18 protein-coding genes and 1 pseudogene are annotated in these 22,862 nt (G+C 62.8%); 6 read left to right on the top strand and 13 right to left on the bottom strand.

The genetic code is table 11. The features are described 5' to 3' along the window. Nucleotides 1-40: 40 nt before the first annotated feature. The 3 genes from VRZ77_RS10220 to VRZ77_RS10210 all read right to left on the bottom strand — a co-directional run bounded on the left by VRZ77_RS10220 (nucleotide 41) and on the right by VRZ77_RS10210 (nucleotide 3,533). The gene (locus VRZ77_RS10220) at nucleotides 41-1,111 is read right to left on the bottom strand and encodes a sugar ABC transporter substrate-binding protein (protein ID WP_414592540.1); all 1,071 of its coding nucleotides are present in this window, start codon (nucleotides 1,109-1,111) and stop codon (nucleotides 41-43) included. Nucleotides 1,112-1,235: 124 nt separating this feature from the next. Next, entirely contained in the window at nucleotides 1,236-2,249 is a 1,014-nt protein-coding gene (locus VRZ77_RS10215) for an ABC transporter permease (protein WP_414592539.1), read from the bottom strand. A gap of 387 nt (nucleotides 2,250-2,636) precedes the next feature. After that, on the bottom strand, nucleotides 2,637-3,533 hold the full coding sequence (locus VRZ77_RS10210; RefSeq protein ID WP_414592538.1) for a LysR family transcriptional regulator: 897 nt from the start codon (nucleotides 3,531-3,533) through the stop codon (nucleotides 2,637-2,639). A gap of 323 nt (nucleotides 3,534-3,856) precedes the next feature. Between VRZ77_RS10210 and VRZ77_RS10205 the strand changes: the two genes are divergently transcribed. Further along, complete coding sequence (locus VRZ77_RS10205) at nucleotides 3,857-5,515, top strand: xanthine dehydrogenase family protein molybdopterin-binding subunit (protein ID WP_414592537.1); 1,659 nt, start codon at nucleotides 3,857-3,859, stop codon at nucleotides 5,513-5,515. On the opposite strand, the gene VRZ77_RS10200 is transcribed toward VRZ77_RS10205, so the two are convergent. Genes VRZ77_RS10200 through VRZ77_RS10190 form a run of 3 tightly spaced genes read right to left on the bottom strand, consistent with a single transcriptional unit; the run spans nucleotide 5,442 to nucleotide 8,812 of the window. Then, the gene (locus VRZ77_RS10200; RefSeq protein ID WP_414592536.1) at nucleotides 5,442-6,308 is read right to left on the bottom strand and encodes a TniQ family protein; all 867 of its coding nucleotides are present in this window, start codon (nucleotides 6,306-6,308) and stop codon (nucleotides 5,442-5,444) included. The two genes, VRZ77_RS10205 and VRZ77_RS10200, sit on opposite strands and share 74 nt — an antisense overlap. Continuing rightward, nucleotides 6,305-7,186, bottom strand: a complete 882-nt coding sequence (locus VRZ77_RS10195; RefSeq protein WP_414592535.1) for a TniB family NTP-binding protein — start codon at nucleotides 7,184-7,186, stop codon at nucleotides 6,305-6,307. Before VRZ77_RS10195 ends, VRZ77_RS10200 begins: the two co-directional genes overlap by 4 nt. Nucleotides 7,187-7,198: 12 nt before the next feature. Further along, on the bottom strand, nucleotides 7,199-8,812 hold the full coding sequence (locus VRZ77_RS10190; RefSeq protein WP_414592534.1) for a Mu transposase C-terminal domain-containing protein: 1,614 nt from the start codon (nucleotides 8,810-8,812) through the stop codon (nucleotides 7,199-7,201). A 346-nt stretch (nucleotides 8,813-9,158) separates the two neighbouring features. On the opposite strand from VRZ77_RS10190, the pseudogene VRZ77_RS10185 reads away from it, so the two are divergent. Next, nucleotides 9,159-9,347, top strand: a pseudogene (locus tag VRZ77_RS10185) (ISL3 family transposase); the annotation flags it as partial. A 267-nt stretch (nucleotides 9,348-9,614) separates the two neighbouring features. On the opposite strand, the gene VRZ77_RS10180 reads toward VRZ77_RS10185, so the two are convergent. From VRZ77_RS10180 to VRZ77_RS10150, 7 genes are all read right to left on the bottom strand, one after another. Continuing rightward, complete coding sequence (locus VRZ77_RS10180) at nucleotides 9,615-10,061, bottom strand: DUF2147 domain-containing protein (protein ID WP_414592533.1); 447 nt, start codon at nucleotides 10,059-10,061, stop codon at nucleotides 9,615-9,617. Between the two features lie 190 nt (nucleotides 10,062-10,251). Then, nucleotides 10,252-11,574, bottom strand: a complete 1,323-nt coding sequence (locus VRZ77_RS10175) for an OmpP1/FadL family transporter (protein WP_414592532.1) — start codon at nucleotides 11,572-11,574, stop codon at nucleotides 10,252-10,254. A 382-nt stretch (nucleotides 11,575-11,956) separates the two neighbouring features. Continuing rightward, entirely contained in the window at nucleotides 11,957-13,606 is a 1,650-nt protein-coding gene (locus VRZ77_RS10170) for an electron transfer flavoprotein-ubiquinone oxidoreductase (protein WP_414592531.1), read from the bottom strand. Further along, the gene (locus tag VRZ77_RS10165) at nucleotides 13,603-14,538 is read right to left on the bottom strand and encodes an electron transfer flavoprotein subunit alpha/FixB family protein (RefSeq protein ID WP_414592530.1); all 936 of its coding nucleotides are present in this window, start codon (nucleotides 14,536-14,538) and stop codon (nucleotides 13,603-13,605) included. The genes VRZ77_RS10170 and VRZ77_RS10165 overlap by 4 nt, the downstream gene beginning before the upstream one ends. Nucleotides 14,539-14,540: 2 nt before the next feature. Then, a complete protein-coding gene (locus VRZ77_RS10160) occupies nucleotides 14,541-15,290 on the bottom strand; it encodes an electron transfer flavoprotein subunit beta/FixA family protein (RefSeq protein WP_414592529.1) in 750 nt (249 codons plus the stop codon). 28 nt (nucleotides 15,291-15,318) lie between these two features. Beyond that, on the bottom strand, nucleotides 15,319-16,311 hold the full coding sequence (locus VRZ77_RS10155) for an NAD(P)H-dependent flavin oxidoreductase (protein ID WP_414592528.1): 993 nt from the start codon (nucleotides 16,309-16,311) through the stop codon (nucleotides 15,319-15,321). 66 nt (nucleotides 16,312-16,377) lie between these two features. Beyond that, nucleotides 16,378-16,941 carry an acyl-CoA thioesterase gene (locus VRZ77_RS10150; RefSeq protein WP_414592527.1) on the bottom strand — a complete coding sequence of 188 codons (564 nt, stop codon included), beginning with the start codon at nucleotides 16,939-16,941 and terminating at the stop codon, nucleotides 16,378-16,380. Nucleotides 16,942-17,111: 170 nt separating this feature from the next. Here VRZ77_RS10150 and VRZ77_RS10145 point away from each other — a divergent pair, with 170 nt between their 5' ends. From VRZ77_RS10145 to VRZ77_RS10130, 4 genes are all read left to right on the top strand, one after another. Next, a complete protein-coding gene (locus VRZ77_RS10145; protein ID WP_414592526.1) occupies nucleotides 17,112-18,872 on the top strand; it encodes a long-chain-fatty-acid--CoA ligase in 1,761 nt (586 codons plus the stop codon). A 54-nt stretch (nucleotides 18,873-18,926) separates the two neighbouring features. Continuing rightward, nucleotides 18,927-19,331, top strand: coding sequence for a MerR family transcriptional regulator (locus VRZ77_RS10140; protein WP_414592525.1), 405 nt, complete (start codon nucleotides 18,927-18,929; stop codon nucleotides 19,329-19,331). Nucleotides 19,332-19,401: 70 nt separating this feature from the next. Continuing rightward, a complete protein-coding gene (locus VRZ77_RS10135) occupies nucleotides 19,402-20,538 on the top strand; it encodes a thiolase family protein (RefSeq protein WP_414592524.1) in 1,137 nt (378 codons plus the stop codon). After that, nucleotides 20,538-22,859, top strand: coding sequence for a 3-hydroxyacyl-CoA dehydrogenase NAD-binding domain-containing protein (locus VRZ77_RS10130; protein WP_414592523.1), 2,322 nt, complete (start codon nucleotides 20,538-20,540; stop codon nucleotides 22,857-22,859). The genes VRZ77_RS10135 and VRZ77_RS10130 overlap by 1 nt, the downstream gene beginning before the upstream one ends. Nucleotides 22,860-22,862: the final 3 nt, after the last annotated feature.

The following is a 22,862-nucleotide window of genomic DNA, read 5'->3' as shown; positions in this document are numbered from 1 at the left end:
GGGCGCCTGACCTGTGTCACGGCGCCCCATCCCCTGGCAGTTATTTCACCAGCTCGCTGTCTGCCTTGAACTCAGGCGGGAACAGATCAATTCCTACCAAGCTGTCCTCGAAGTTCTTGATGTTCTCGGGCGTATAGGCCTGGATGGGCACGAGCATCTGTTTCGGTACCTTCTCGCCTTCGAGCAGGTGGACCAGCATATAGGTCGCATACTTACCCTCGAGGGCAGCGCCTTCGCTGAGGCCCCACGCGAACCAGCCTTCTTTGAGCAGCGCGATCGATTCCGCGTCCATGTGGACGCCGGTCACGCCGATCTGCCCCGGCTTCTTGCCAGCTGCCTTGAGCGCCGAAATGGCGCCCTTGCACTGGAAGTCTGCCGTGCAGAACACAAGGCTCATGTCCGGCCAGGTCTGTAGCGCGTCCTCGGTAAGCTGCTGGGCGATTGTGCGGTCCATCTCGTGGTAGCGTTCGCCCAGGATCGTCATCTTCGGCGCGAGCTTGGCAAGCGTGTCCTTAAAGCCCTGAGCGCGGTTCTTGCTCCACTCGACGCCGGGGGGGCCGTTCAGCATGAAGATCTTGGCGTCGGGAGCCAGCTTCTGGGCAGCGAGCTGCGCCTGGATGACGCCCGTCTCGTAGTCGTCAACGCTGACGCCCGGTGCCTCGGCGTAGGAGGTCGGTATAAGCGCGCTAGTCGTGAAAATACCTGCGTCCCAGGCCTTCTTGATAGGAACGGCGACCGCCGAGTAGTCGACCGCAGCGACCACCATGCCGTCAACACGCCGAGCGATGAGGTCCTCGATATCCGCCGTCATCTGGTCGAGCCGCGCATATCCGCCGGCCGGCCGCAGATCCATCGTCACGCCGAGTTCCTTGGCCGCCTGAGCCGCACCATAGGCCACAGCGACCCAATAGGGATCGCGGACGTGCGGGACGACGAGCGCCAGGTGATACTTCTTGGATGCCCGCGGCTTCCACCAATCCAGGTTCTCGCCGCTGCGCAGAACCCACTTGCCGACCGGCTCCTTGCCGTACATTTCCCTGTACTGCTTGACGGAGACGGTGCGATCGAGCGGCTTATCCTGTGCGATCGCTGCGGGAACCGCGATCCCCATTGCAACCGTCAATCCGAATGCCGTGAGCAGGCCATTACGCGTTAAACTGTTCCCGTGTCTCATCGCTGTCCCTCATATAACTCTAAGTTTGCGTTTATGGCGAGCCGCTCGCCGCTCGATGACGTCAGGTCACTTCCCGGCGCTGCCGATACCTGTCCACCACAATCGCCGCGATAATGATCGTTCCGATCACCATCAGCTGAACGAAAGAAGAGACATTGTATAGATTGAGTCCGTTCTTAATAACAGAAAGTATCAATACACCAAGTATGATACCGAATACTCGACCGACGCCGCCGCCAAAGGCAACACCACCGATCACCGCAGCTGCAATCGCATCGAGTTCGCGGCCTTCGCCCATGTTGGGAGCGCCGATGCCGCTGCGTGACGTCAGGACGGCGCCTGCGGCCCCGGCGAAGAGGCCGGATATGACATAGGCAAGGATGGTGATTTTGCCGACTTTGATGCCGGCCAGCCGCGCGGCCTCCTTGTTGCCACCAACGGCATAAACCTGACGACCGGCAGGTGTGAGCTTCAGAAAATAATATAGAACGGCAAAACCGATGGCGCTCACGAAGATCGCAGTTGGAAAAGGGCCGATATCCCCGTTCCCGAGAAACAGCATGCTCTCGGGAATGTTGCCGTACATCGGGATTCCGCCGGTGATGTAAAGCGAGAAACCTCGCACGATCGTCATCATCGCCAGCGTTACGACGAAAGCATTTACTCCCCAGAAGGCGATGATGGAACCGTTGATGGCGCCGACGAGGCCGCCGACGAAAACCGCGGCGACGATGCCGGGAATGACTCCCACAGTCCAAACGCCGGCGACCATGCTTACGCTGCTCAGGGCGATGATTGCGCTCACCGAGACGTCGACGCCACCGGCGATCAACACCACAGATTGCCCGCAGGCGAGCAACGCAAGGGGAGCGGCCTGCCGGATAACGTTCTGCACGTTAGTCCAGGTCGCGAAGCGCGGCTCTAGGATGGAAAAGATTAAAAAAAGCGCACAGAGGAAGATAAGCAGGCCCCACCGCAGCAGGAAACCGCCGATCAATCCAAGACTGCTACGCGTCGCGGCGGGCCGGGTTTGCGAAGATACATTTGGCGACGGCATAAGTTCATTATTGGCCATATTGCACTCATGGGCAAATGTCAGCCTTTTGTCTTTGAGCATTTCCCTCAAAGACAGACATAGATAGGCCGAATATGTTCCGTTACCCAAGAAGAGTATCAATGAGGGGCGGCAGGTCAACGCGCTCTGGCGCTTAACTGCTAGGCGTTTTTGCGCTAATACGAACCAGGACGTAGGGGATTATTTGACGAAGCGCTCAAAAGCCGACGACAATACGCTCGCTGAGTCAACGAGAGGGAGAGCTCTGTGCGGAATAACACCTTCTTTGGAGGTGAACATCCGTCATTGGCCTCTATCGATAAGCAAGGCGCGTGCCATCATGGGCGCCGTACAGGCCGCATGCTGCGGCCTTCGCGAGGCGAATGTACTCGCATCGCGGGCAAGCCTTCAGGAGGCGTAGGGTCTGAACAGCGCCGCGCCGCGCAGGCGGACTTGGGCGATGATGTAATCCACCAGTTCCTTCACGCGGTTGATCCCCCGCAGATCGTTATGGGTTGCGATCCAGTAGGTTCGCGTGAAGCAGATTTCCGGCAGGATACGCTCAAGGTCGGAATACCGGGTGGCCAGGAAGTCATGCAGGATGCCAATGCCGAGGCCGGACCGCACCGCTTCAACCTGACCGAGCACACTCACGCATTCGTATCGCCGCACGACGCTGTCCTCGACTTCGGCGAAGTAGTCGAGCGATGGGCTGTACCAGAGGTCGCGGACGTAGGTGATCAGCGTACGGTCACTCATGTCACCACGCGTCTTTACGGCACCATACTTCTTGAGGTGTCCCTTGGAAGCGTAGAGGCTGAGGGTGTAGTCGGTCAGCTTCCGCGAAACTATTTGCTGTTCGGGCGGGCGCTCGAGCGCGATGACGATGTCGGCTTCGCGCTTGCTGAAAGAAAATGCCCTCGGCTGCGGGACAAGTTGGACGGTAACATGCGGGTTCTGCGCGATGAACCCGTTCAGTTCGGCAGCGAGGAAATAGGTGCCGAAACCGTCCGGCGCGCCGATGCGCACGACTCCACTCAATGCGCCGTCCAGTCCGCTTACTGACGACTGGCCGTTCATGATCTCCATCTCTGCTCGCTCGGCCATTGCGTAGAATTTTTCGCCGGCCAGGGTCAGGCGGGAACCGGTGGTTTGCCTGTCCAGCAGCTTGGCGCCGAGTGCACTCTCCAGCGCATTGATCCGGCGCCTGACCGTGGCATGGTCCATGTCGAGCCTGTTCGCGGCCGCAAGCATTTGGCCCGAGCGCGCCACCGCCAAAAAGACTCGAATATTGTCCCAGTCCAATCGCCTTCTCCCGAGATTTGGCCCGCCTGGCCGATGCATCTTGGCTCCACCCAGCCGCCGTTCTTGCAAGCCGGGGGCCATCAAGCTCTCTGCCCAACTGGTGGATTACTCGGTACGCAGATGGGTCAGGGGGCACTCCAGGCGCCTCACGCAGGAAAAACCGCCCAACGGATAGGCAGTTAGCTACGTTGACCAAAAAGGCGGCGCGGTTACAGTTTGTTAGAGGAGCTACGAACTGGTCATGACGCGACCTACTACCACCGTTAGTCGTGTGAGGCTGCGGAGTTCTCGGAATTAAATAAGCATTTAGAAGGGATTTTTCGATGTCCGTCGTCGATTTTTCTGGAATTAGGAAGATAGGCGACCCCGTCCTGCGTAAGGAAGACGCTCGTTTCCTTTCGGGGCGTGGTCGGTATACAGACGACATCGTGCTACAAGGTCAGGTTTTCGTTGCGTTCGTGCGTTCTCCACACGCCCATGCACGCATTCTTGGCATTGATCCCACGCCGGCACTGGCCAGCGGCGACGTCGTTGCGGTCTATACCGGCGCCCAGATGCTGGACGACGGCATCGGCCCGTTGCCACCGATATGGCAGATCACCAGCAAGGACGGCTCCGTCATGGTCGAGCCGCCGCGCTATGCCATGACTGCCCATATCGCTCGGCATGTCGGCGACATCGTCGCGCTCGTCATCGCCATTTCACCATCGGTGGCAAGATGGGCGGCCGAACAGGTCGTGGTCGACTACGAGCCATTGCCTGCGATCGTGATGACGGGGAGGGCGTTGGATGCCGATGCGCCCCTGGTTCATGAGGGAACGGTAAACAATCTCTGTTTCGATTGGGAACTGGGCAACCGCGAGAAGACCGAGGCGGCGTTCGCGGCTGCCACCCACGTGGTGAGCATCGATCTCGTCAACACGCGCATTGTCGCTAACCCAATGGAACCGCGCTCGGCCGTCGCCGAGTACGACCGGACGGCCGACAGCTACACGCTCTACACCAGCAGCCAGAATCCGCACATCGTCCGTACCCAGCTCTGCCAGTCGGTGCTCCATATCCCCGAGCAGAAGATGCGAGTTGTCGCCCCCGATGTGGGCGGCGGCTTCGGGGTCAAGTGCTACGTGTACCCGGAGGAGGCTCTGATCGTCTGGGCGGCGCGGAAAAGCGGGCGCGCGGTGAAATGGACGGCGGACCGCTCGGAAAGTTTCGTGTCCGACGCCCATGCTCGCGATCACGTCACCACGGCCTCGCTCGCCCTTGATGGAGAAGGTACATTCCTCGGCCTCAAGGTTTCGACCATTGCCAATCTCGGCGCCTATCTCTCCACTTGGGGGCCGTCGATCCCTACGTATCTTTATGCGCCAAACCTGGCCGGCCAATACGCGACGCCGGCAATTTATGCTGAGGTCAAAGGCGTCTTTACACATACGCTTCCCGTGGATGCCTATCGCGGCGCCGGCCGGCCGGAAGCGAGCTATGTCGTGGAGCGCCTTGTCGACATTGCCGCGCATGATCTCGGCTTCGATCGCGCCGAACTCAGGCGGCGCAACTTCATCAAACCGACGGCAATGCCCTACGCCACGCCGGTCGCCATGGTCTATGACAGCGGCCACTTCGAGAAGTGCTTCGATTCAGCGGTACGCATGATCGACGTTGCCGGCTTCGACGTGCGCCGCGCAGAATCGGAGGCGCGCGGCAAGCTGCGAGGCCTTGGCTTCTCCTGCTATATCGAGGCCTGTGGCCTTTCGCCATCGCGCGGACTGGGATCAAAGGGCGCGCGGATCGGTCTTTATGAATCCGGACAGGTGCGCCTCAACCCGGATGTCGCTTGGCACTTAATTGTAAGAATGCGCCGATTAGGCTCAAGATTGGCACCTAATTGTGAGAATCATTGCTGCAAGATTCTCAAATTAAGTGCATCTGCGATGAAGCTCTCCACTTACTACCTCGGGCTATCATGTTCTCGCTGGCGTCAGTGAACCGGACCCTGTTGTCACCCATCATGTGCCCACGCAGCATCCGGAGCATCTCCGGTCCGGCACGCTCGACGATGGCAACGCCGGCGAGCAGAGCCGGCCGCAGGTGGAGCGGTAGGATCGGCTTTGCAGGTGTAGGCAGGTTCTCCTGTCGCTCGGCGATGACATGGTCGAGATCGGGAATGACTGCGCCGAGCAGCCGGAAGCGCCAGAGGTCGTGCTCGCGGGGTACAGGCGTTGGAACGCGTCGCATCAGGAGAAGCCGAGCGATGTCGGCGGGTGATGTCCAGGTTCCGATACCTCGTTCGGCTTCATCGTCGAGCAGCCCTTCGCCATAACTGGCCGCAAGGCGATGTTGTAGGAAAGGGGAGGCGAGTTCGCGACCGCCGGCATCCCGGAGTTGGTTTCCACACAAAGCGCACGTAATACGCCACCCCAGAAGCTGGCTTCGCAGGATCGGCGCCGGTTCCGCAAGTCCTGGGCTGCAGCCCGTGCAGACCTGCGTTGGCCGCGTGGCGATGAGCCGACGCGATGATTGCGCGACATTTGTGAAGATCATTCGACGCACCACGGCCGGTTCGGTGCCGAATATGTTGGCCAGGCGGATTTCCTGATCACTGCTCAGATGGAGATCGGCCGCGCGCAACGCGGAGGCCTCCGGCAGGCAATGCCGAAGCATGAGAAGCGGAGGGACCGCGTAGAAGGCGGCATGGCGACTGATCCAGGAGGACAGGAGTTCATCAGAATGGGGCGGCAAGCACACCGGCAACTGCCGTGTCGGTGGGTTCTCAATCATGCGAATGCCGCCTCGGCATCGAACTCTGGCTCCCAGTTCTCGACGGCTTCGTCGTTGATGTGCTCGCGGCCGCTCTCGATGGCTTCGACGGCCAGGCTGTTGATCACGTGGAAGATGCTAGCGGTGATACCCTCTGTGATCTGCAGGATCCGTCGCAGCGATTTCGGCGTAAGCACCGAGGGTCGACGCAGCGGAGTGTTGCGCAGGATCGAGGCCACCAGGGTCTCGAACTGTTCGTTTGCAGCCCACCGGCTCAAGGTGAACTGCTCGAACCGGCGCGCAAGCTGGACGTCACCACTGATGGCCTCCCGCGCCTCGTTGACACCGAAGCAGACCAGGGAGATCTGCAGACGATTGCTGAGGAAGCGGAGCGTATTCAGGACGATGCGTTGCTCGCGGTAGGATCCGGCGAGGATGTTGTGCACCTCGTCGATGACCAGCACCTGCACGCCGATCGCTTCCATGATCCGCAACGCCGCCTGTTCCATCTGGGCGATGTCGGCGCGAGGCCGCTGCGGTGCGCCGAGAAGGGTAAGTAGTTCGGAATAGAATCGTCGCTCGCCGGGACGGCTGGTCATTTCCATGGCCAGGACCGGTGTCTTTAGCGTGCCCGTCAGCTGATTGAAGCTCGGCGGGTGCTCGTCCCGGAACCGCTTCATGATCATGGTCTTGCCCATGCCGCTGTCGCCATAGATCGCGACCGATGGCATGCGCGTGCCTCGCGGATGGTTGAGGAGCCCGCTCAGCCGGTCGAGCGCCTGCTTGGCACGCGGGTAGAGAACCCAGCGGCGTGATCGTATCGCTCGAATGCGTCGCTCGTCAGTTTCGGCAAGCAGTGCTGCTGCGCTCGCAGTCAGGTGGGAGACTTCATCGTTCATATTCACTCCAGCTCAATCCGTATCCTCAACAAAGGGTACAGGTTTGCTGGAGTCGACACCGCGGAGCGAGCCCCATCCCTGATCGTCCACCTTCGATTTTGACGAAGCCTTGCCGCGGCGCGCCGCGGCCGTCTTTCTGGTCGCGGCGTCTACCAGTTCTCGCTGCACCAACGCAGTGCGGACGATGGCGCGGGTGTCGACTTCACGGCGGCCTTTCGCCAGTAGGATGCGTCGGGCGGTCAGCGCCTCGTGCAGGGTTATCGAGGGCAGGGTGACGTCGGCATAACGGGCTTCCACAAAGTTTCCTGATGGCCGTCGAACGAAGATGCGCGCCAGGTCGCGCGGATCGTACTTCACAAGCAGGCGGCGCTCAGAACGCCCGACGTCGGCAGTGAGCGCGGCCGACCAGTAGCGCAGACCGAACAGATGAACCCCGGTCGGCCGCAAGGTACGCTCCTGCTCAGGCAGGAAGGTCAGCCAGAAGCGGAGCCGATCCTGTGGCAGTCGAAGCGGGATCTCGCCTTCGTGTTCCCGCCAGACCGCAATCGGGGGGCGACCCAGGGAGCTGTGGATCGACTGATGGTAGGAGCCGACGATATCGAGGGCGATGTAGCGTTCGAGTTCCCTCAACGTCAGCGCTGCGTGCCGCTTTGAGTTGTATTCGCCGAGCTCCTGTTCGTTGCTGAATGTTGTCCCGGGCAGCAGGTGCAGCTTTCCCATCTGCGTGCCGATCAGACGCTCGATGTGGCCGCCGAAGCGCGGCTCGCCCGGCGGCCGCCATTCGATTGCCATCCCGGCATCCTCACAACCTCTCTTGAATGCTCGACTTCGGAAGTCGGATCCGTTGTCGACATGTACCGTGTTCGGCAGGCCGGCCACGGGCCACGGCTCCCTGATCTCGCGTTCTCTCAACCATGCCGACTTGTCGAAGACGGAATGCAAGAGGCACAGGCTGGTCGACAGCCGCGACGGTGCGTCCATGGTAAGATGGAACCCGGTGATCATCCGACTGCAGATGTCCATCGCCAACGTCAGCCACGGCCGGCCGATTGGCTGCCGGGTCTCCTCGTCAACAACGAATACATCGGCCTTGGTATGGTCGATCTGGACCACCTCAAGGGGGCGGGAGGCACCGAACGCTCCGGCAACGGCCGTTGTCGCCTTGACGATCTTTTGTTCACCGCGTCGTCTGGCACGCTTCTGGAGGTCTATGTCCCCAAGGCGAGCGACGATCGTTCTGCGATGTGGCGGCTTCAGCCCCGCCGACATGCAGTTCGTCTGCACGTCCCGGACCAACTGCGAGACCGTCGGTCGCGTCCGCTTCAGGTAGAACGCGTTGATGGTCGTCCGAACAATTTCCTCACGCTTCTCATCCAGCATGCGATGACCCTCCGGCCGCCCGCGTTTGCGGTCCACAAGCGACAGGACGGTTCCGCCGGCACGGAACAGCTTGACCATACGGTAAGCTGTAGCTTGGCTAAGACCGAGTTCGGCCGCGAGTCCCGCAACATTTCCGGCCGTTGTGCGGGCGGGGTGACGCCTTAGAAAGCCACGAATCGCATCCGCACGCCGGCACGCTTCATCCCAAAGCGCCTCATCAATTTCGTCGGGAAATGGGTCGCTCATAGAGGCTCACGAGTGAAAAAACTCCGTAAGCCTGATTCTCACATTAAGTGGCAAACACCAAGAGCTATTGTCAAATTAACTGCTAATTCTCAATTTAAGTACCAGCCTAAGCATTTGGAATCGTTTATATGTTATTCTCATAATTAAGTGCCAAGTGACACGCGCCGAGCTCTATGATCTTATCGGGTTGAAGGCATTTGAAGCTCTCGACGCATCCATCGTTGCGACGATCGTTCCCAGCGAGGCGGCCGAATAACCCTTGCGAAATCACTCGCGGCGTACTGGGGCAGATGGCAAGGGCGGCGCTATTTTCCGCCGTCCTTGCGATAGAACCGGATGCCGATATCGACCTGCAGCACGCTTTGCGCGAAGGCTGATGCTGCCGGCGAGCAACGACACGCTGCTCCGGGTGATCCGAAAACAAGGCCACCCGCCTTTCATTCCGCCCGCCGTGATCGGGATCGACGACTGGGCCTGGCGACGTAATCAGCGCTATGGAACATTGATCTGCGATCTGGCGAAACGCCAGACCATATGCCCGACCGGGAGCTGGAGGCCCGCCTCGTCGCACCGGCATAGGGGTTCGCCACCAAATCTGCGTCAGAGCCAATATTGGACGCCGTTTGACATTCTAGGGCAGGGGTTCGGAGAGCCGGTTCTGCGGAGTATCGGCGATCTGCCGCCATGGCATGGCGCTCGAGCAGCACATGCGGCGGGCGCAGCGCCGCCGCACAATGCCCCATGATCGGCCAGCGACAGCGGCAGGTCGATGCCTTCGCGGGCATAGCGCTCGCTCTCCGGTCTATTTCACCCGCGTCCAGACCTGGTTACGACACAACATGCCTCCGAGAACGCAGCCCGAAAGCTTCAGCTTGTCGTTTCCGATCGGCTCCAGGCTGCCGGAATAGGTCTTGCCGGTCTCAAAATTGTAGAGTTGCCCATTCCAGCGGTCGCCTTCCGCCGGGGAGAGCCCGGAAATCATCTGCACGCCGATCAGGGCCCGGCCGCGCTTGGCCGGATCGGGGTTGTTGCTGTCGGGGAGCGGCTCCTTGAGCCACATGATGGTGCCGCACGGGGAGCCCCCGCAGGGCGCGATCCGCACCTGGGTGTCCCCGCTCTGGCTGAGCCACGTACCCTCGATCCCGCCGGCCCGTGCGTCGGAGCCGAGCATGACAAGAGTGAACGCGGCCATCCCGGCTGTTATGCCGGCAAGCTTTTTAAGACCATCGCATCGAATGCCATGAGTCATATCATTTTCCTCCCATTTGATTTTTTCTCGATTGGCAGGGATCGCCTGCGGAGGCGGTCGTTCCGGCCTCCGCGGCGTGCGGGAGCCTTTCCGGCGAATAGTGCTTCACCGCAAAGGCTCCGGCATTTTGTTTTGTGCGTTCTCTTCACGCGGACCGGAATCCGCGTGGTTTGAAAGTGCTCTGGGAGGCCTATTTGGTGACCAGCTTTGTCACCTTGGCCGTGTCGAAACGGTATGTTAGGCCGAACGAGACGATATCCACCCGACTGTCGACATCCGCCATGAACGGAAGGCCGGATACGTAGTGGGGATTGCCGGGCGTCAGCGATATGTCGCCGTCACCCACCGCGAAAATGTGCGAATAGGCGAAATCAAGTGTCAATTGCTCGCTCCAGCGGTAGCTGAGCCCCACCGAGGCGTGCACGCGGTTGCTGTCCGGCAGGCGCAGGTCCCGGTTGTCGAGGGTGATCGGAGACCATTCGTAGCCCAGACCGCCCCGGATCGTCAGCTTGTCGTTCCAGGCGTAATCGAGGCCTGCGGAAACGAAATAGCCGTCGTCATAGTGGAACGGTAGCGAGGTGAGTTCGCTACCCGAGGTCTGGCCCGTGGTGCCCACCACAGGTATGTTGTCGAGGCGGCTCCAATTGGTCCATTCGAACTGACCGGCAAGGGTCAGTTGCGGCGTGATCGCCTGCTGGATGCCGATGGTGAGTTGTTCCGGCAGATCGATGTCGGCGCCGATCGGGTAGGTGCCGCGAGGCAGCGGTCCCAACTGCCCGCCCAAGGCGAGGTCGCCGTCAAGAGTGAGGCTGACGGAGGAACGATAACCGATACCGATCTGCGTCCCCTCGAAAGGCTTGATGGTGGCACCGGCGGTGAAACCGAACCCCCAATCATCTCCCTCGAGCTTGGCGCTCGGCGCATAGGGAAAGGGAGAGATGGCTCTCGTCAATTCGGTCTTGAAATACATGGCCTGCAATCCAACGCCGACCGACAGCCAGTCCGTCACGGCATAGGCGACGTTAGGATTGAGATCGATCGAACGCACGGTCGAATCCCGTGCGTAGATCTGACCTGCGTAATTCGTGGGATAGGAAGTTGAGAGGCCGAAGGGCGTATTGGTTCCAAATCCAACCCACAGCTTGTCGTTCACTTGATAGGAGACGTAGCCGGCGGGCAACACTGCATCACCACCGATATCGCCGCTGGATCCCGCTCCCCCAAGATAGAGAAGTGTCGAACTCGTGCCGGCGCTCGGCGTCACGTTGGAGTATGGAAACAGCACGGCCAGATCGGCGCCGATCTGGAGGCCGCCATTGTTCGTCATGGTCGCGGGGTTCCAGTACATCGAACCAAGGCCGGCAGCTCCTGCCGACGCTCCCGCGAAGGCCTGGCCGAGGCCGATAGTGCTTTGCTCGCGCAAGGCGAACGAGCCAGCATGCGCGGTGCCTGAGTAACCAATTGCACAGGCGACCGTCGAACAGGAAAGAAGTGCAAATATCCGTCTCTTCATCGTTTCCTCCAAGAACCGCGCGGGATGTCCGCTTAGAGGCATTCGCCTTCATTCGGTTGCGGGAGGTTACGATGTCCCTTTTAGTAATGTATATGACGTATGCGTTAGTTTTATAATGATTGCGTCATGTGTGATGCCGCGGCAACAGTTGCAATATAAACGAGGCGGGACGACACATGTCTCCGACCTGACCTCGTAGGTCCGTTCGACATCGGGAAAGTTTTTCTGAGCAGGCGATATGCCTGATTGACAATGCTATAGATTCAATGGATTGCAGTATCGAAATGCAGGCTTCCCCCACAATTGGCCGGCATAGGGATCGCGCCTGCCGCCATTGCGGCTATCGTAGCGGTTATATGCCGCATGGCCTTCCGTTGATTGGCTACATGTTCGGATAGTTCGGCCCGCAGCCGCCCTCGGGGGCGACCCAGGTGATGTTCTGGTTGGGGTCCTTGATATCGCAGGTCTTACAGTGCACGCAGTTCTGCGCGTTGATTTGAAAGCGCGCACCCGCGTCTTCTTCCACCCATTCATATACGCCCGCCGGGCAGTAGCGCGCCGAAGGTCCGGCATAGACGTCGTGCTCGGACATCTTCTGCAGCGTCATGTCGGCGACCTTGAGGTGGATCGGCTGGTCCTCCTCATGATTGGTGTTGGACAGGAACACCGAGGACAGCTTGTCGAACGACACCACGCCATCGGGCTTGGGGTAGTCGATCTTCTTGGACGACGCCGCCGGCTTCAGCGAGGCATAGTCCGGCTTGCCGTGCTTCAGCGTGCCGAAGGGCGAGACGCCGAACAGCGTGTTCGCCCACATGTCGAGCCCGCCCAGCCCGATACCGAGATAGGTACCGAGCTTCGACCAGAGCGGCTTCACATTGCGGACCTTCTTGAGGTCATCGCCGATCTCGGACGAGCGCCAGCCGGCCTCATAGCCTTCCAGCACATCGTGCTGGCGGCCGTCGCCCAGCGCCTTGAACGCCTCTTCCGCCGCCTGCATGCCGGAGAGCACGGCGTTGTGGCTGCCCTTGATGCGCGGCACGTTGATGAAGCCCGCCGCGCAGCCCACCAGCGCCCCACCGGGGAACACCAGCTTCGGCACGGACTGCCAGCCGCCCTCGGTGATCGCCCGCGCGCCATAGGCGAGGCGCTTGCCGCCCTCGAACGTCCCGCGGATCGCAGGATGCGTCTTGAAGCGCTGGAACTCCTCGAACGGCGCCAGATAAGGGTTCGAGTAGTTGAGGTGGACCACGAAGCCCACCATCACCTGCCCGTCCTCCATGTGGTAGAGGAACGAGCCGCCACCCGCGGCATTGCCCAGCGGCCAGCCGAAGGAATGCTGCACAAGGCCGGGGTGGTGCTTGTCCGGCGCCACCTTCCACAGCTCCTTCAGCCCGATGCCGTATTTCTGCGGCTCGCGGCCCTCGTCGAGCTTGTAGCGGGCGATGAGCTGCTTGGAGAGTTGGCCGCGCGCGCCTTCGGCGAACAGCGTGTACTTGCCGCGCAACTCCATGCCGCGCGTGTAGCGGTCGGTCATCTCGCCATCGCGGCCGATGCCCATATCGCCGGTCGCGACACCTACCACCGCGCCGTCCTCGAACAGCACCTCATTGGCGGCAAAGCCCGGATAGATCTCGACGCCTAGCGCCTCGGCCTGCGCGGCCAGCCAGCGCGCGACATTACCAAGCGAGCCGATATAGTTGCCGTGATTGTTCATCAGCGGCGGCATCAACCCATTGGGCAGGCGCAGCGAACCCGCCGGGCCGAGCAGATAGAACCGGTCGTCGGTAACCGGCGTCTTCAGCGGCGCATCGGCATCGTCCCGCCAGTCGGGGAACAGCCAGTCGAGCCCGATCGGATCGATCACCGCGCCGGAGAGGATGTGGGCGCCGACCTCGGAGCCCTTCTCCACAACGACGACGGAAATCTCTTCCCCGAGTTGCTTCAGCCGGATCGCCGCGGCAAGCCCCGCCGGGCCCGCGCCGACGATGACGACGTCATAATCCATCGCCTCGCGTTCGGGCATCGTCATGTTTTGAGCATCCCCGTCAGTTCGGGGACGATCTGGAACAGATCCCCGACGAGGCCGAAATCGGCGACCTGGAAGATCGGCGCTTCGTCATCCTTGTTCACCGCGACGATGACCTTGGAATCCTTCATGCCTGCCAGATGCTGGATCGCGCCGGAGATACCGACCGCGACATAGAGATCGGGCGCGACCACCTTGCCGGTCTGGCCGACCTGCCAGTCATTCGGCGCGTAGCCGGCATCGACCGCGGCGCGGGACGCGCCAACGGCGGCGCCCAGCGCATCGGCCAGCGGCTCGATCACGGCGTGGAAATTCTCGGAGGAGCCGAGCGCACGGCCGCCCGAGACGATCAGGCGGGCGCTGGCCAGTTCCGGCCGGTCGCTCTGCGCGATTTCCTCGCCGACGAAGCGCGACAAACCGGGATCACCGGCCGCATCGACGCCGCGGATCGGCGCCGATCCGCCCTCGCCCGTCGCGGCGAAGGAAGCGGTGCGCACGGTGATGACCTTCTTTGCCTCGCCGGAGCGCACGGTCTGGATCGCGTTGCCGGCATAGATCGGCCGCTCGAATGTGTCGGGCGCCAGCACCTTGACGATGTCGGAGACCTGCATCACGTCGAGCAGGGCGGCCACGCGCGGCAGCACGTTCTTGCCGACCGCGGTGGAAGGCGCGAGAATCGCGTCGTAACCGCCTGAAAGCGCCACGATCAGCGCCGCCAGCGGCTCGGCGAGGCGGTGGGCGTAGAGCGGCGAATCGGCGAGCAGCACCTCGGCCACGCCGTCGAGCCTGGCAGCGGCTTCGGCAGCGGCGCGGGCATTGCCGCTGGCGACCAGCACATGCACGGGAGCGCCAAGTGCGAGGGCCGCGGTCAGCGCGCGGGCGGTGACCGGGTTGAGATGAGCGTCGTCATGCTCGGCAAGCAGCAAGGTCGCCATAATCAGAGCACTCCCGCCTTCTTGAGATTGGCCACGAGTTCGGCGGCCGAGGCCACCTTGATGCCGGCGCTGCGGCCGGTCGGCTCGGCGGTCGAGACGATGGTGAGGCGCGGCGCGACGTCGACGCCGAGCTCGGAAGGCGAGGTCTCCGCGATCGGCTTCTTCTTCGCCTTCATGATGTTCGGCAGGCTGGCATAGCGCGGCTCGTTGAGGCGCAGATCCGTGGTCACCACCGCCGGCAGGTTGAGGCTGACCGTCTGCAGGCCGCCATCGATCTCGCGGGTGACGTCGACCGTGCCGTCGGCGGGTGCGACCTTGGACGCGAAGGTGCCCTGCGGCCAGCCGAGCAAGGCGGCGAGCATCTGGCCGGTCTGGTTGCAGTCGTCGTCGATCGCCTGCTTGCCGAGGATGACGAGGGCCGGGCCTTCCTGCTCGATCACCTTCTTCAGCAGCTTGGCCACAGCGAGCGGCTCGACACCGGCCTCCTCGGTCTTCACCCAGATGCCGCGATCGGCGCCCATGGCCAGCGCGGTGCGGATGGTCTCGTCGGTCTTCACCGGGCCGATGGAGACGGCGATCACTTCGCTCGCCTTGCCGGCCTCTTTCAGACGGAGCGCCTCCTCGACGGCGATCTCGTCGAAGGGGTTCATCGACATCTTCACATTGGCGAGCTCGACGCCCGAGCCATCCGCCTTGACGCGGATCTTGACGTTGTAGTCGACCACCCGCTTCACGGGCACCAGGATCTTCATAGTCAACACCTTCTGCAAAATGGAGCGCCTACATTGCCGGCAAATAAGCGGCGGACGCTCTATCGGGACACTCCGGCCCTGACATGATGGCTTCGGTCGCACCGAGGCTCGCCCGTGCGGCGACATATTCGGCATGCAGTCGACGACACAGATCGCCGGCCGTCGGCAGATCACCGATCGAGCCGACGCCTTGACCGGCCGACCAGACATCGCGCCACGCCTTCGCCTCGCTGCCGACATCGAGCCCTCCGGGCGAGGGCGGGTGGGCCGGGTCGATGCCGGCGGCGGAAAGGCTGGGGCCGAGAAAATTCGCCGGCACGCCGGAAACGGCGGCAGTGTGCACGATGTGCTCGGCGCGGCTGTCCAGGATCATCGCCTTGTGCCCTGCCGCGATCATCGTCTCCTGCGTCGCCAGGAAGCGGGTGCCGATATAGGCGAGGTCCGCGCCGATCAACTGCGCGGCGGCAATGTGCGCGCCCGTCGAGAGAGCCCCGGCAAGGGCGATCATGCCGTCGAACACCTGTCGAATTTCGGGAACCAGTGCGAATGGGCTCAGCAGGCCGGCATGACCGCCCGCCCCAGCGCAGACAGCGACGATGCCATCGACCCCGGCCGATACCGCTTTTTCAGCATGCCGGCGCGAAATCACGTCGTGTAGCACCAGCCCACCATAACCGTGCACAGTCTCGACTACTTCACGCACCGCACCAAGTGAGGTGATCACCACGGGCACGTGGTGAGCTTCGATTTGCCGGAGGTCGGCGGCGAGCCGGGTGTTAGAACGATGGACGATAAGGTTGACGCCGAAAGGCGCAGCGTGCCGATGGGGCGTGAGCCTCTCTTCTATCTCCTCCATCCAGCCGGCGAAGTGCTCGGTTGTCCGCAGATTGAGGGCGGGAAACGTACCGAGCAACCCGTTCCGGCAGGTCTCGACGACGAGATCGGGACCCGATGCCAGGAACATCGGCGCTACGATAGCGGGCAGCGAGAGATGTTCTCGCAGCAGAAGGGGCGTCGGCATGATTTCGTTTCCTCTCTTCGGCGCGGTCTGATGCGCCCTATTTTTATGTCGTGCGGTCTGGCGGACTTAGATGGCGTCTTCCTTCAGAGGCGGAATAGACGCGGTGCCGGCGCCAAGCTGAACGAAGATCTCCGGCAGCGGCGGGCTGCGCGGCGCGAGGCCGAGCGCAGCGAACAGTTCCGTGATCCTTACTTTGCGGGCCGGCGAGCCGGGGTGAAGCAGGCTGGCGCGAACCGCCGCGCTCGCCGCCACCTCGCCCGCCTGGGCACCGGAGGCAATGATGAAACGCTGCTCGATGAAGACGGCATGCTCGGTCCAGCCGGCGATGGAGGTTTCCAGCCGAAAACGCTGGAACGGCTTCAGGGAGCGGCGATAGCGGATCGTCGCGCCGGTCAGCACGGCGGTCCAGCGTTTCGCGAGAATCGTGCGGCCAAGCCCCGCGCGTAGCAGTAGGTCGACACGGCCGAGGTCCATGAGAGTGAGGTACCGGCCATTGTTCATATGGGCGTTGAAGTCGAGATCGTTCGGCCAGACACGCATAGTCAGAACCGACGTGCCATCGGGAACCGCGAGCCTCGGCGCCAGCAGCGCCGAAACGACGGTGCGCCCGAGGCGCAGCCACGTACCCATTCTCGTCTCCCTTTCGCCGGAGATATCCGAGCGACCCATCTTGCGTGAAAGTGACGTATACGTATATTAGATAACCAAAAGGTCATGTAATCAATACCCGACCGAACGCCTCGCAAGAAGGCGAATCGACAACCAAATGGGGAAGCGACGTGCCGGGAGATTTCCGCGAGATGCCGCAGGCCAGTGCGGTGGATCGAAAACAATTTTATGCGCCGCATGGAATCTCGGGTGCGATGCCCGAGGGTGCCACGGGCATCGCAGGGGCTTGGCCACAGACCCTGCCCGAATTGCTGGACTGGGCGGTGGAGCAGCATGCGAACCGCCCGGCCCTCGATTTCATCGGGCGCGTGTGGACCTATCGCCAGCTTGGGCGCATGGTCGACCAGGTTGCCGCCGGGCTGCAACAGATCGGCGTGAAGCGGGAGACCCGTATCGGGCTTTGCCTGCCGAATGTGCCCTATTACGTGGCGTTCTATTTCGCAGCGCTCCGGCTCGGCGCGGTGGTGGTGAATTTCAACCCGCTCTACACCGCCCACGAGATTTCCACGCAGGTGCGCGATTCCAGAACCGAAGTGATGGTCACCTTGGATCTGGAGCGCATGTACCGGCCGATCGCGTCCATCGCGCAAGAAAGCGGGCTGTCGCGCATCATCGTATGTTCGCTCGCGGCGGCGCTGCCCAAAATGAAATCGGCGTTCTTCCGGCTGCTTCACCGCCGGGAAATCGCCCGCATCGGGCGCGGCGGCCGTCACATGACCTTCGACGCCCTTGTGGCGCTCGGGCGCGGGAAGCCGGCCCCCCGAACGCAGGTCGGTCTCAACGATCTGGCGGTGCTGCAATATACCGGGGGCACCACGGGCGTGCCCAAGGGGGCGATGCTCACCCATGCCAGTCTGATCGCCAATGCGCGCCAGCTTGTCGTCTTCGCCGGGCCGGGCACGCTGCGCCCCGGCGTGGAGAAGGTTCTGTGCGTGCTGCCGCTGTTCCACGTCTTCGCGATGACGGTATCGATGAACGTGGCGATCGGCATCGGCGCGCAGATGATCCTGCTGCCGCAGTTCAAGCTCGATGATTTGCTGCGCACGATGGAACGCTGCAAGCCGACCGTGTTTCCGGCGGTGCCTACCCTTTATGGTGCCCTGAACGCTGCGGCGGACACGCGCAAGCTCGATATCACCTCGGTTCGGCTGTGCATCTCCGGCGGCGCGCCGCTGCCGCTTGAAGTGCGGATGCGGTTCGAAAGCCTCACGGGTTGCCGGCTGTCCGAGGGCTATGGGCTCTCCGAATGCTCGCCGGTTGTCACGGTAAATCCGCTCGACGGGCGCCCGGGCCGGGCCGGCTCCGCCGGCCTCGCGCTGCCGGGGACCATCATCGAGATTCGCGACCCCGACAATCCGGGCGTGCTGCTCGGGCCCGGCGAGAGAGGCGAAGTCTGCGTCCGGGGACCGCAGGTCATGCTGGGATATTGGGGGCGCCCCGAGGATACCAGGGCCGTGATGATCGATGGCGCCCTGCGTACCGGGGATATCGGCTATGTCGACGAGGACGGTTTTCTTTTCCTCGTCGACCGGATCAAGGACCTGATCATCTGCAGCGGCTACAACGTCTATCCGCGCGTGATCGAGGAAGCGCTCCATGCGCATGAAGCGGTGGCCGAGGTCATCGCGATCGGCGTTCCCGACCCCTATCGCGGAGAAAGCCCGAAAGCGTTCGTCACGCTCAAGCCGGGTTTTGCAACGACGCCGGAGGAACTGCTCGCCTTTGTGGCCGAACGGATTTCCAAGATTGAAATACCCAGAGCCATCGAAATCCGCGAAAAGCTGCCCAAGACCCTGATCGGCAAACTGTCGCGCAAGGAACTGGTCGCCGAGGAGCTCCTGCGCGCCAAGGCCGCAGCCAGCGTTTCGGTAGAGCGGGGTGCCCAATGTTGACGCTTGGCTGGAGGAGCACATATTATGCGCAACCTCACTCTCAGAAGGTCGCTCGTGACGGACAAGTTCTACACCGTAACCCAGCTCGCCGAGAACCTGGGTGTTACGGCGCGGGCTTTGCGGTTCTACGAGGACAAAGGCCTGATCGCGCCGCGCCGGGCCGGGAACACGCGTGTCTATACGCAACGCGACCGCGCGCGTCTGATTTTGATCCTGCGGGGCAAGCGCCTGGGTTTCTCGCTGCAGGAAATCAGGGAATATCTCGATCTCTACGACGTCGATCCCTCGCAGAAGGAGCAGTTACGCGCTCTTCTCAAGCGGGTGCGTTCGCGCGTTGCTCAGCTCGAAGAGCAGAGTGTTGCTCTCAGCCAGACGCTGGCAGAGCTGAAGGATATCGAGCGGCAGACCGGAATTGCACTGGCGGCCCACGAATCGGGACCCAAAGTCCAGGCCGGATAATCAGCAGCCGGCGATCGACCGGCAACGCGCGTCTGCGCGCGTCTTTCATCGATCTTCTCGAGAGGACATTATGACGAATGTGGTCATCGCGGGCTACGCGCGCTCGCCGTTTACGCTTGCCAAAAAGGGCGGACTTGCCCGCGTCCGTCCAGACGATCTCGCCGCGGAGGTGGTCCGCGCCCTCATCACGCGAACCGGCGTCAAGGCCGACGACATCGAGGATCTGATCGTCGGCTGCGCCTTTCCCGAGGGCGAGCAGGGCTTCAACGTCGCGCGGCTCATCGGCCTGCTCGCCGATCTGCCGTTGGGCGTCGGCGGCCTGACGGTCAACCGCTTCTGCGGCTCCTCCATGCAGTCGGTACACATCGCCGCCGGGCAGATCCAGCTCGGCGCCGGCGAGGTCTTCATCTGCGCCGGTGTCGAGAGCATGAGCCGGGTGCCGATGATGGGCTTCAACCCGCTCCCCAACCCGGCGCTGCATGAGCGGAACGCCGGCGCCTATATGGGAATGGGCGACACGGCGGAGAATGTCGCACGGCGCTGGCAGATCACGCGCGCCGAGCAGGAGATGTTCGCCGTGCGTAGCCAACGCCGAGCGGCGGACGCGCAGGCCGCCGGCCGTCTCGCCGGCGAAATCGTGCCGATCAAGGTGAAGGGTTCCAGCGTCGACGCCGATGGCTGCATCCGCGCCGACACCACTGGCGAGACCCTCGCCGGGCTGAAGCCTGCCTTCCAGCAGGACGGAACGGTGACGGCGGGCACCTCGTCCCCGCTCACCGACGGTGCCGCCGCCGTGCTGGTGTGCAGCGAGAGCTATGCCGAGCGCAACGGGCTGAAGCCGCTGGCGCGCATCGCCGCGGTCGGCGTGTCGGGGTGCGATCCGCAGATCATGGGCATCGGTCCGGTTGCCGCCACCCGCAAGGCGCTTGACCGCGCGGGCATCGGCATCGAGGCGGTCGACGTGGTCGAGCTCAACGAGGCGTTTGCCAGCCAGGCGCTGGCCTGCGCGCGCGAACTCGGCATCCGCGACGAGACGCTGAACATCGATGGCGGCGCGATCGCCCTCGGCCATCCGCTCGGGGCGACCGGCGCGCGCATCGTCGGCAAGGCGGCTTCGCTGCTTGAGCGCGAGGGCGGCCGCTATGCGCTCGCCACTCAGTGTATCGGCGGCGGCCAGGGCATCGCCACCCTGCTGGAGCGCGTGTGATGAGTGAAATCCGGAAAGTCGCCGTTATCGGCGCCGGCGTGATGGGCTCGGGCATCGCCGCCCAGGTCGCTAATGCAGGTGTCCCGGTTCTGCTGCTGGACATCGTGCCGGAGGGCGCGAAGAACCGGAGCGTGGTCGCCGAGAGCGCCGTCGCGCGCATGCTCAAGACCGATCCCGCGCCCTTCATGTCCGTGCAGGCCGCCAAGCTGGTCGAAACCGGCAATATCGAGGACGATCTCGGCCGGCTCGCCGAGGCGGACTGGATCATCGAAGTGGTAGTCGAGCGGCTCGACGTCAAGCAGGCGCTCTATCGCCGCATCGAGACGGTGCGCCGTCCGGGCACGGCGGTGTCGTCGAACACCTCGACCATCCCCCTCGGCTCGCTAGTGGACGGACTCGGCGAGGCGTTTGCGCGCGATTTCCTGATCACGCATTTCTTCAATCCGCCGCGCTACATGCGGCTGATGGAGCTAGTGACCAGCACCTCGACCGATCCCGCGCTGGCCTCGACGGTCGCCAACTTCGCCGACCGTCGGCTAGGCAAGAGCGTCGTGCGTTGCAAGGATCGTCCCGGCTTTATCGCCAACCGTCTCGGCGTAACCTGGATCCAGAAAGCCATTGTGACGGCGATCGACGGTGGGCTCACCGTAGAAGAGGCCGACGCGGTGATGGGCAAGCCGTTCGGCATTCCCAAGACCGGCGTTTTCGGGCTCGTCGACCTCGTCGGCCTCGACCTGATGCCGCATGTCAGCGCCAGCCTGAAGGCGGCGTTGCCGGAAACCGACGCCTTCCACGCCGTCAACCGCGAGTTGCCGCTGGTCGATCGCATGATCGCCGAGGGCTATACTGGTCGTAAGGGCAAGGGCGGCTTCTACCGGCTGAACCGCGACGGCGGCGGTAAACGGAAGGAAGCCATCGATCTCGCGACCGGCGCCTATCGTGCGTCGAGCAAGGCCGAACTCCCCGAGCTCGCCGCGGCATGTAGCCCGCGCGCGGTGTTCGATCTCGAAGGACGTCTCGGCGATTACGCCTGGCAGGTGATGAGCGCGACGCTGGTCTATGCCGCGGGCCTCGTCGGCGAAGCCAGCGACGATATCCTCGCCATCGATGAGGCGATGCGGCTCGGCTACAACTGGAAGTGGGGCCCCTTCGAACTGGTCGATCGCATCGGCGGTACTTATGTCGTCGATCGCCTGCGGGCGGAAGGACGGCCCATGCCGGCGCTGCTCGAAAGTCTCGGCGGGCGCAGCTTCTACCGCATCGAGAACGGCAAGCGCCAGGCGCTCGGCACGGACGGCGTCTATCGCGACATTGCGCGGCCGGACGGGGTGCTGCTGCTGGAGGACGTCAAGCTCGCCGACATGCCGCTGCTCAAGAACGGCTCCGCGTCGGTGTGGGACATCGGCGACGGCGTGCTGTGCTTCGAGTTCACCTCCAAGGGCAACTCCATGGACGAGCAGATCATGATCCTGCTCGGCAAGACCATCAAGCTGGTCAAGGATCGCCACAAGGCGCTCGTGATCTACAATGAGGGGTCGAACTTCTCGGTCGGCGCCAATCTCGGCCTTGCTTTGTTCGCCGCGAACATCGCCGCCTGGGGCGAGATCGAGAAGCTGGTGAACGCCGGACAGCAGACTTACCAGCAGCTCAAATATGCGCCGTTCCCGGTGGTCAGCGCACCGTCGGGCATGGCGCTTGGCGGCGGCTGCGAGATTCTGCTGCACTCGGACGCGGTGCAGGCGCATGCCGAGAGCTATATAGGCTTGGTGGAATGCGGCGTCGGGCTCATCCCCGCCTGGGGGGGCTGCAAAGAGATGCTCGGCCGCTGGCAGAGTTCGGGCGAGCTGCCCAAGGGGCCGATGCCGGCGCCTGCCAAGGTATTCGAAACGGTCTCGACGGCCACTGTCGCCAAATCCGCCCAGGAGGCGAAGGAGCTCATGTTCCTGCGACCGACCGACGGGATCACTATGAACCGCTACCGCCTGCTCGCCGACGCCAAGGCGAAGGCACTCGCGCTGGTCGAGGGCTATGCGCCGCCGAAGCCGGTCGAGGTCGTCCTGCCCGGTCCGTCGGGCCGCTGCGCGATGACCATGGCGGCGGAAGGCTTCGCCCGCCGTGGCATCGCCACGCGGCACGATCTCGTCGTCGCCGGCGAACTCGCGACCGTATTGTCCGGCGGGTCGACCGATCTCCTCGATGCGCTCGGCGAGGATCGCATCCTCGAACTCGAGCAGGAAAGTTTCATGCGGCTGGTCCGCACCACGGCAACGCTGGAGCGTTTTGAGAGCGTGCTTGAAACCGGCCGGCCGGTGAGGAATTAAGGA

This window comes from Ancylobacter sp. G4_0304 (genome assembly GCF_047501495.1).
Lineage (GTDB): Bacteria > Pseudomonadota > Alphaproteobacteria > Rhizobiales > Xanthobacteraceae > Ancylobacter.
The sequence above is the reverse complement of the archived record's forward strand: the minus strand, read 5'-3'. Positions and strand labels throughout refer to the sequence as shown.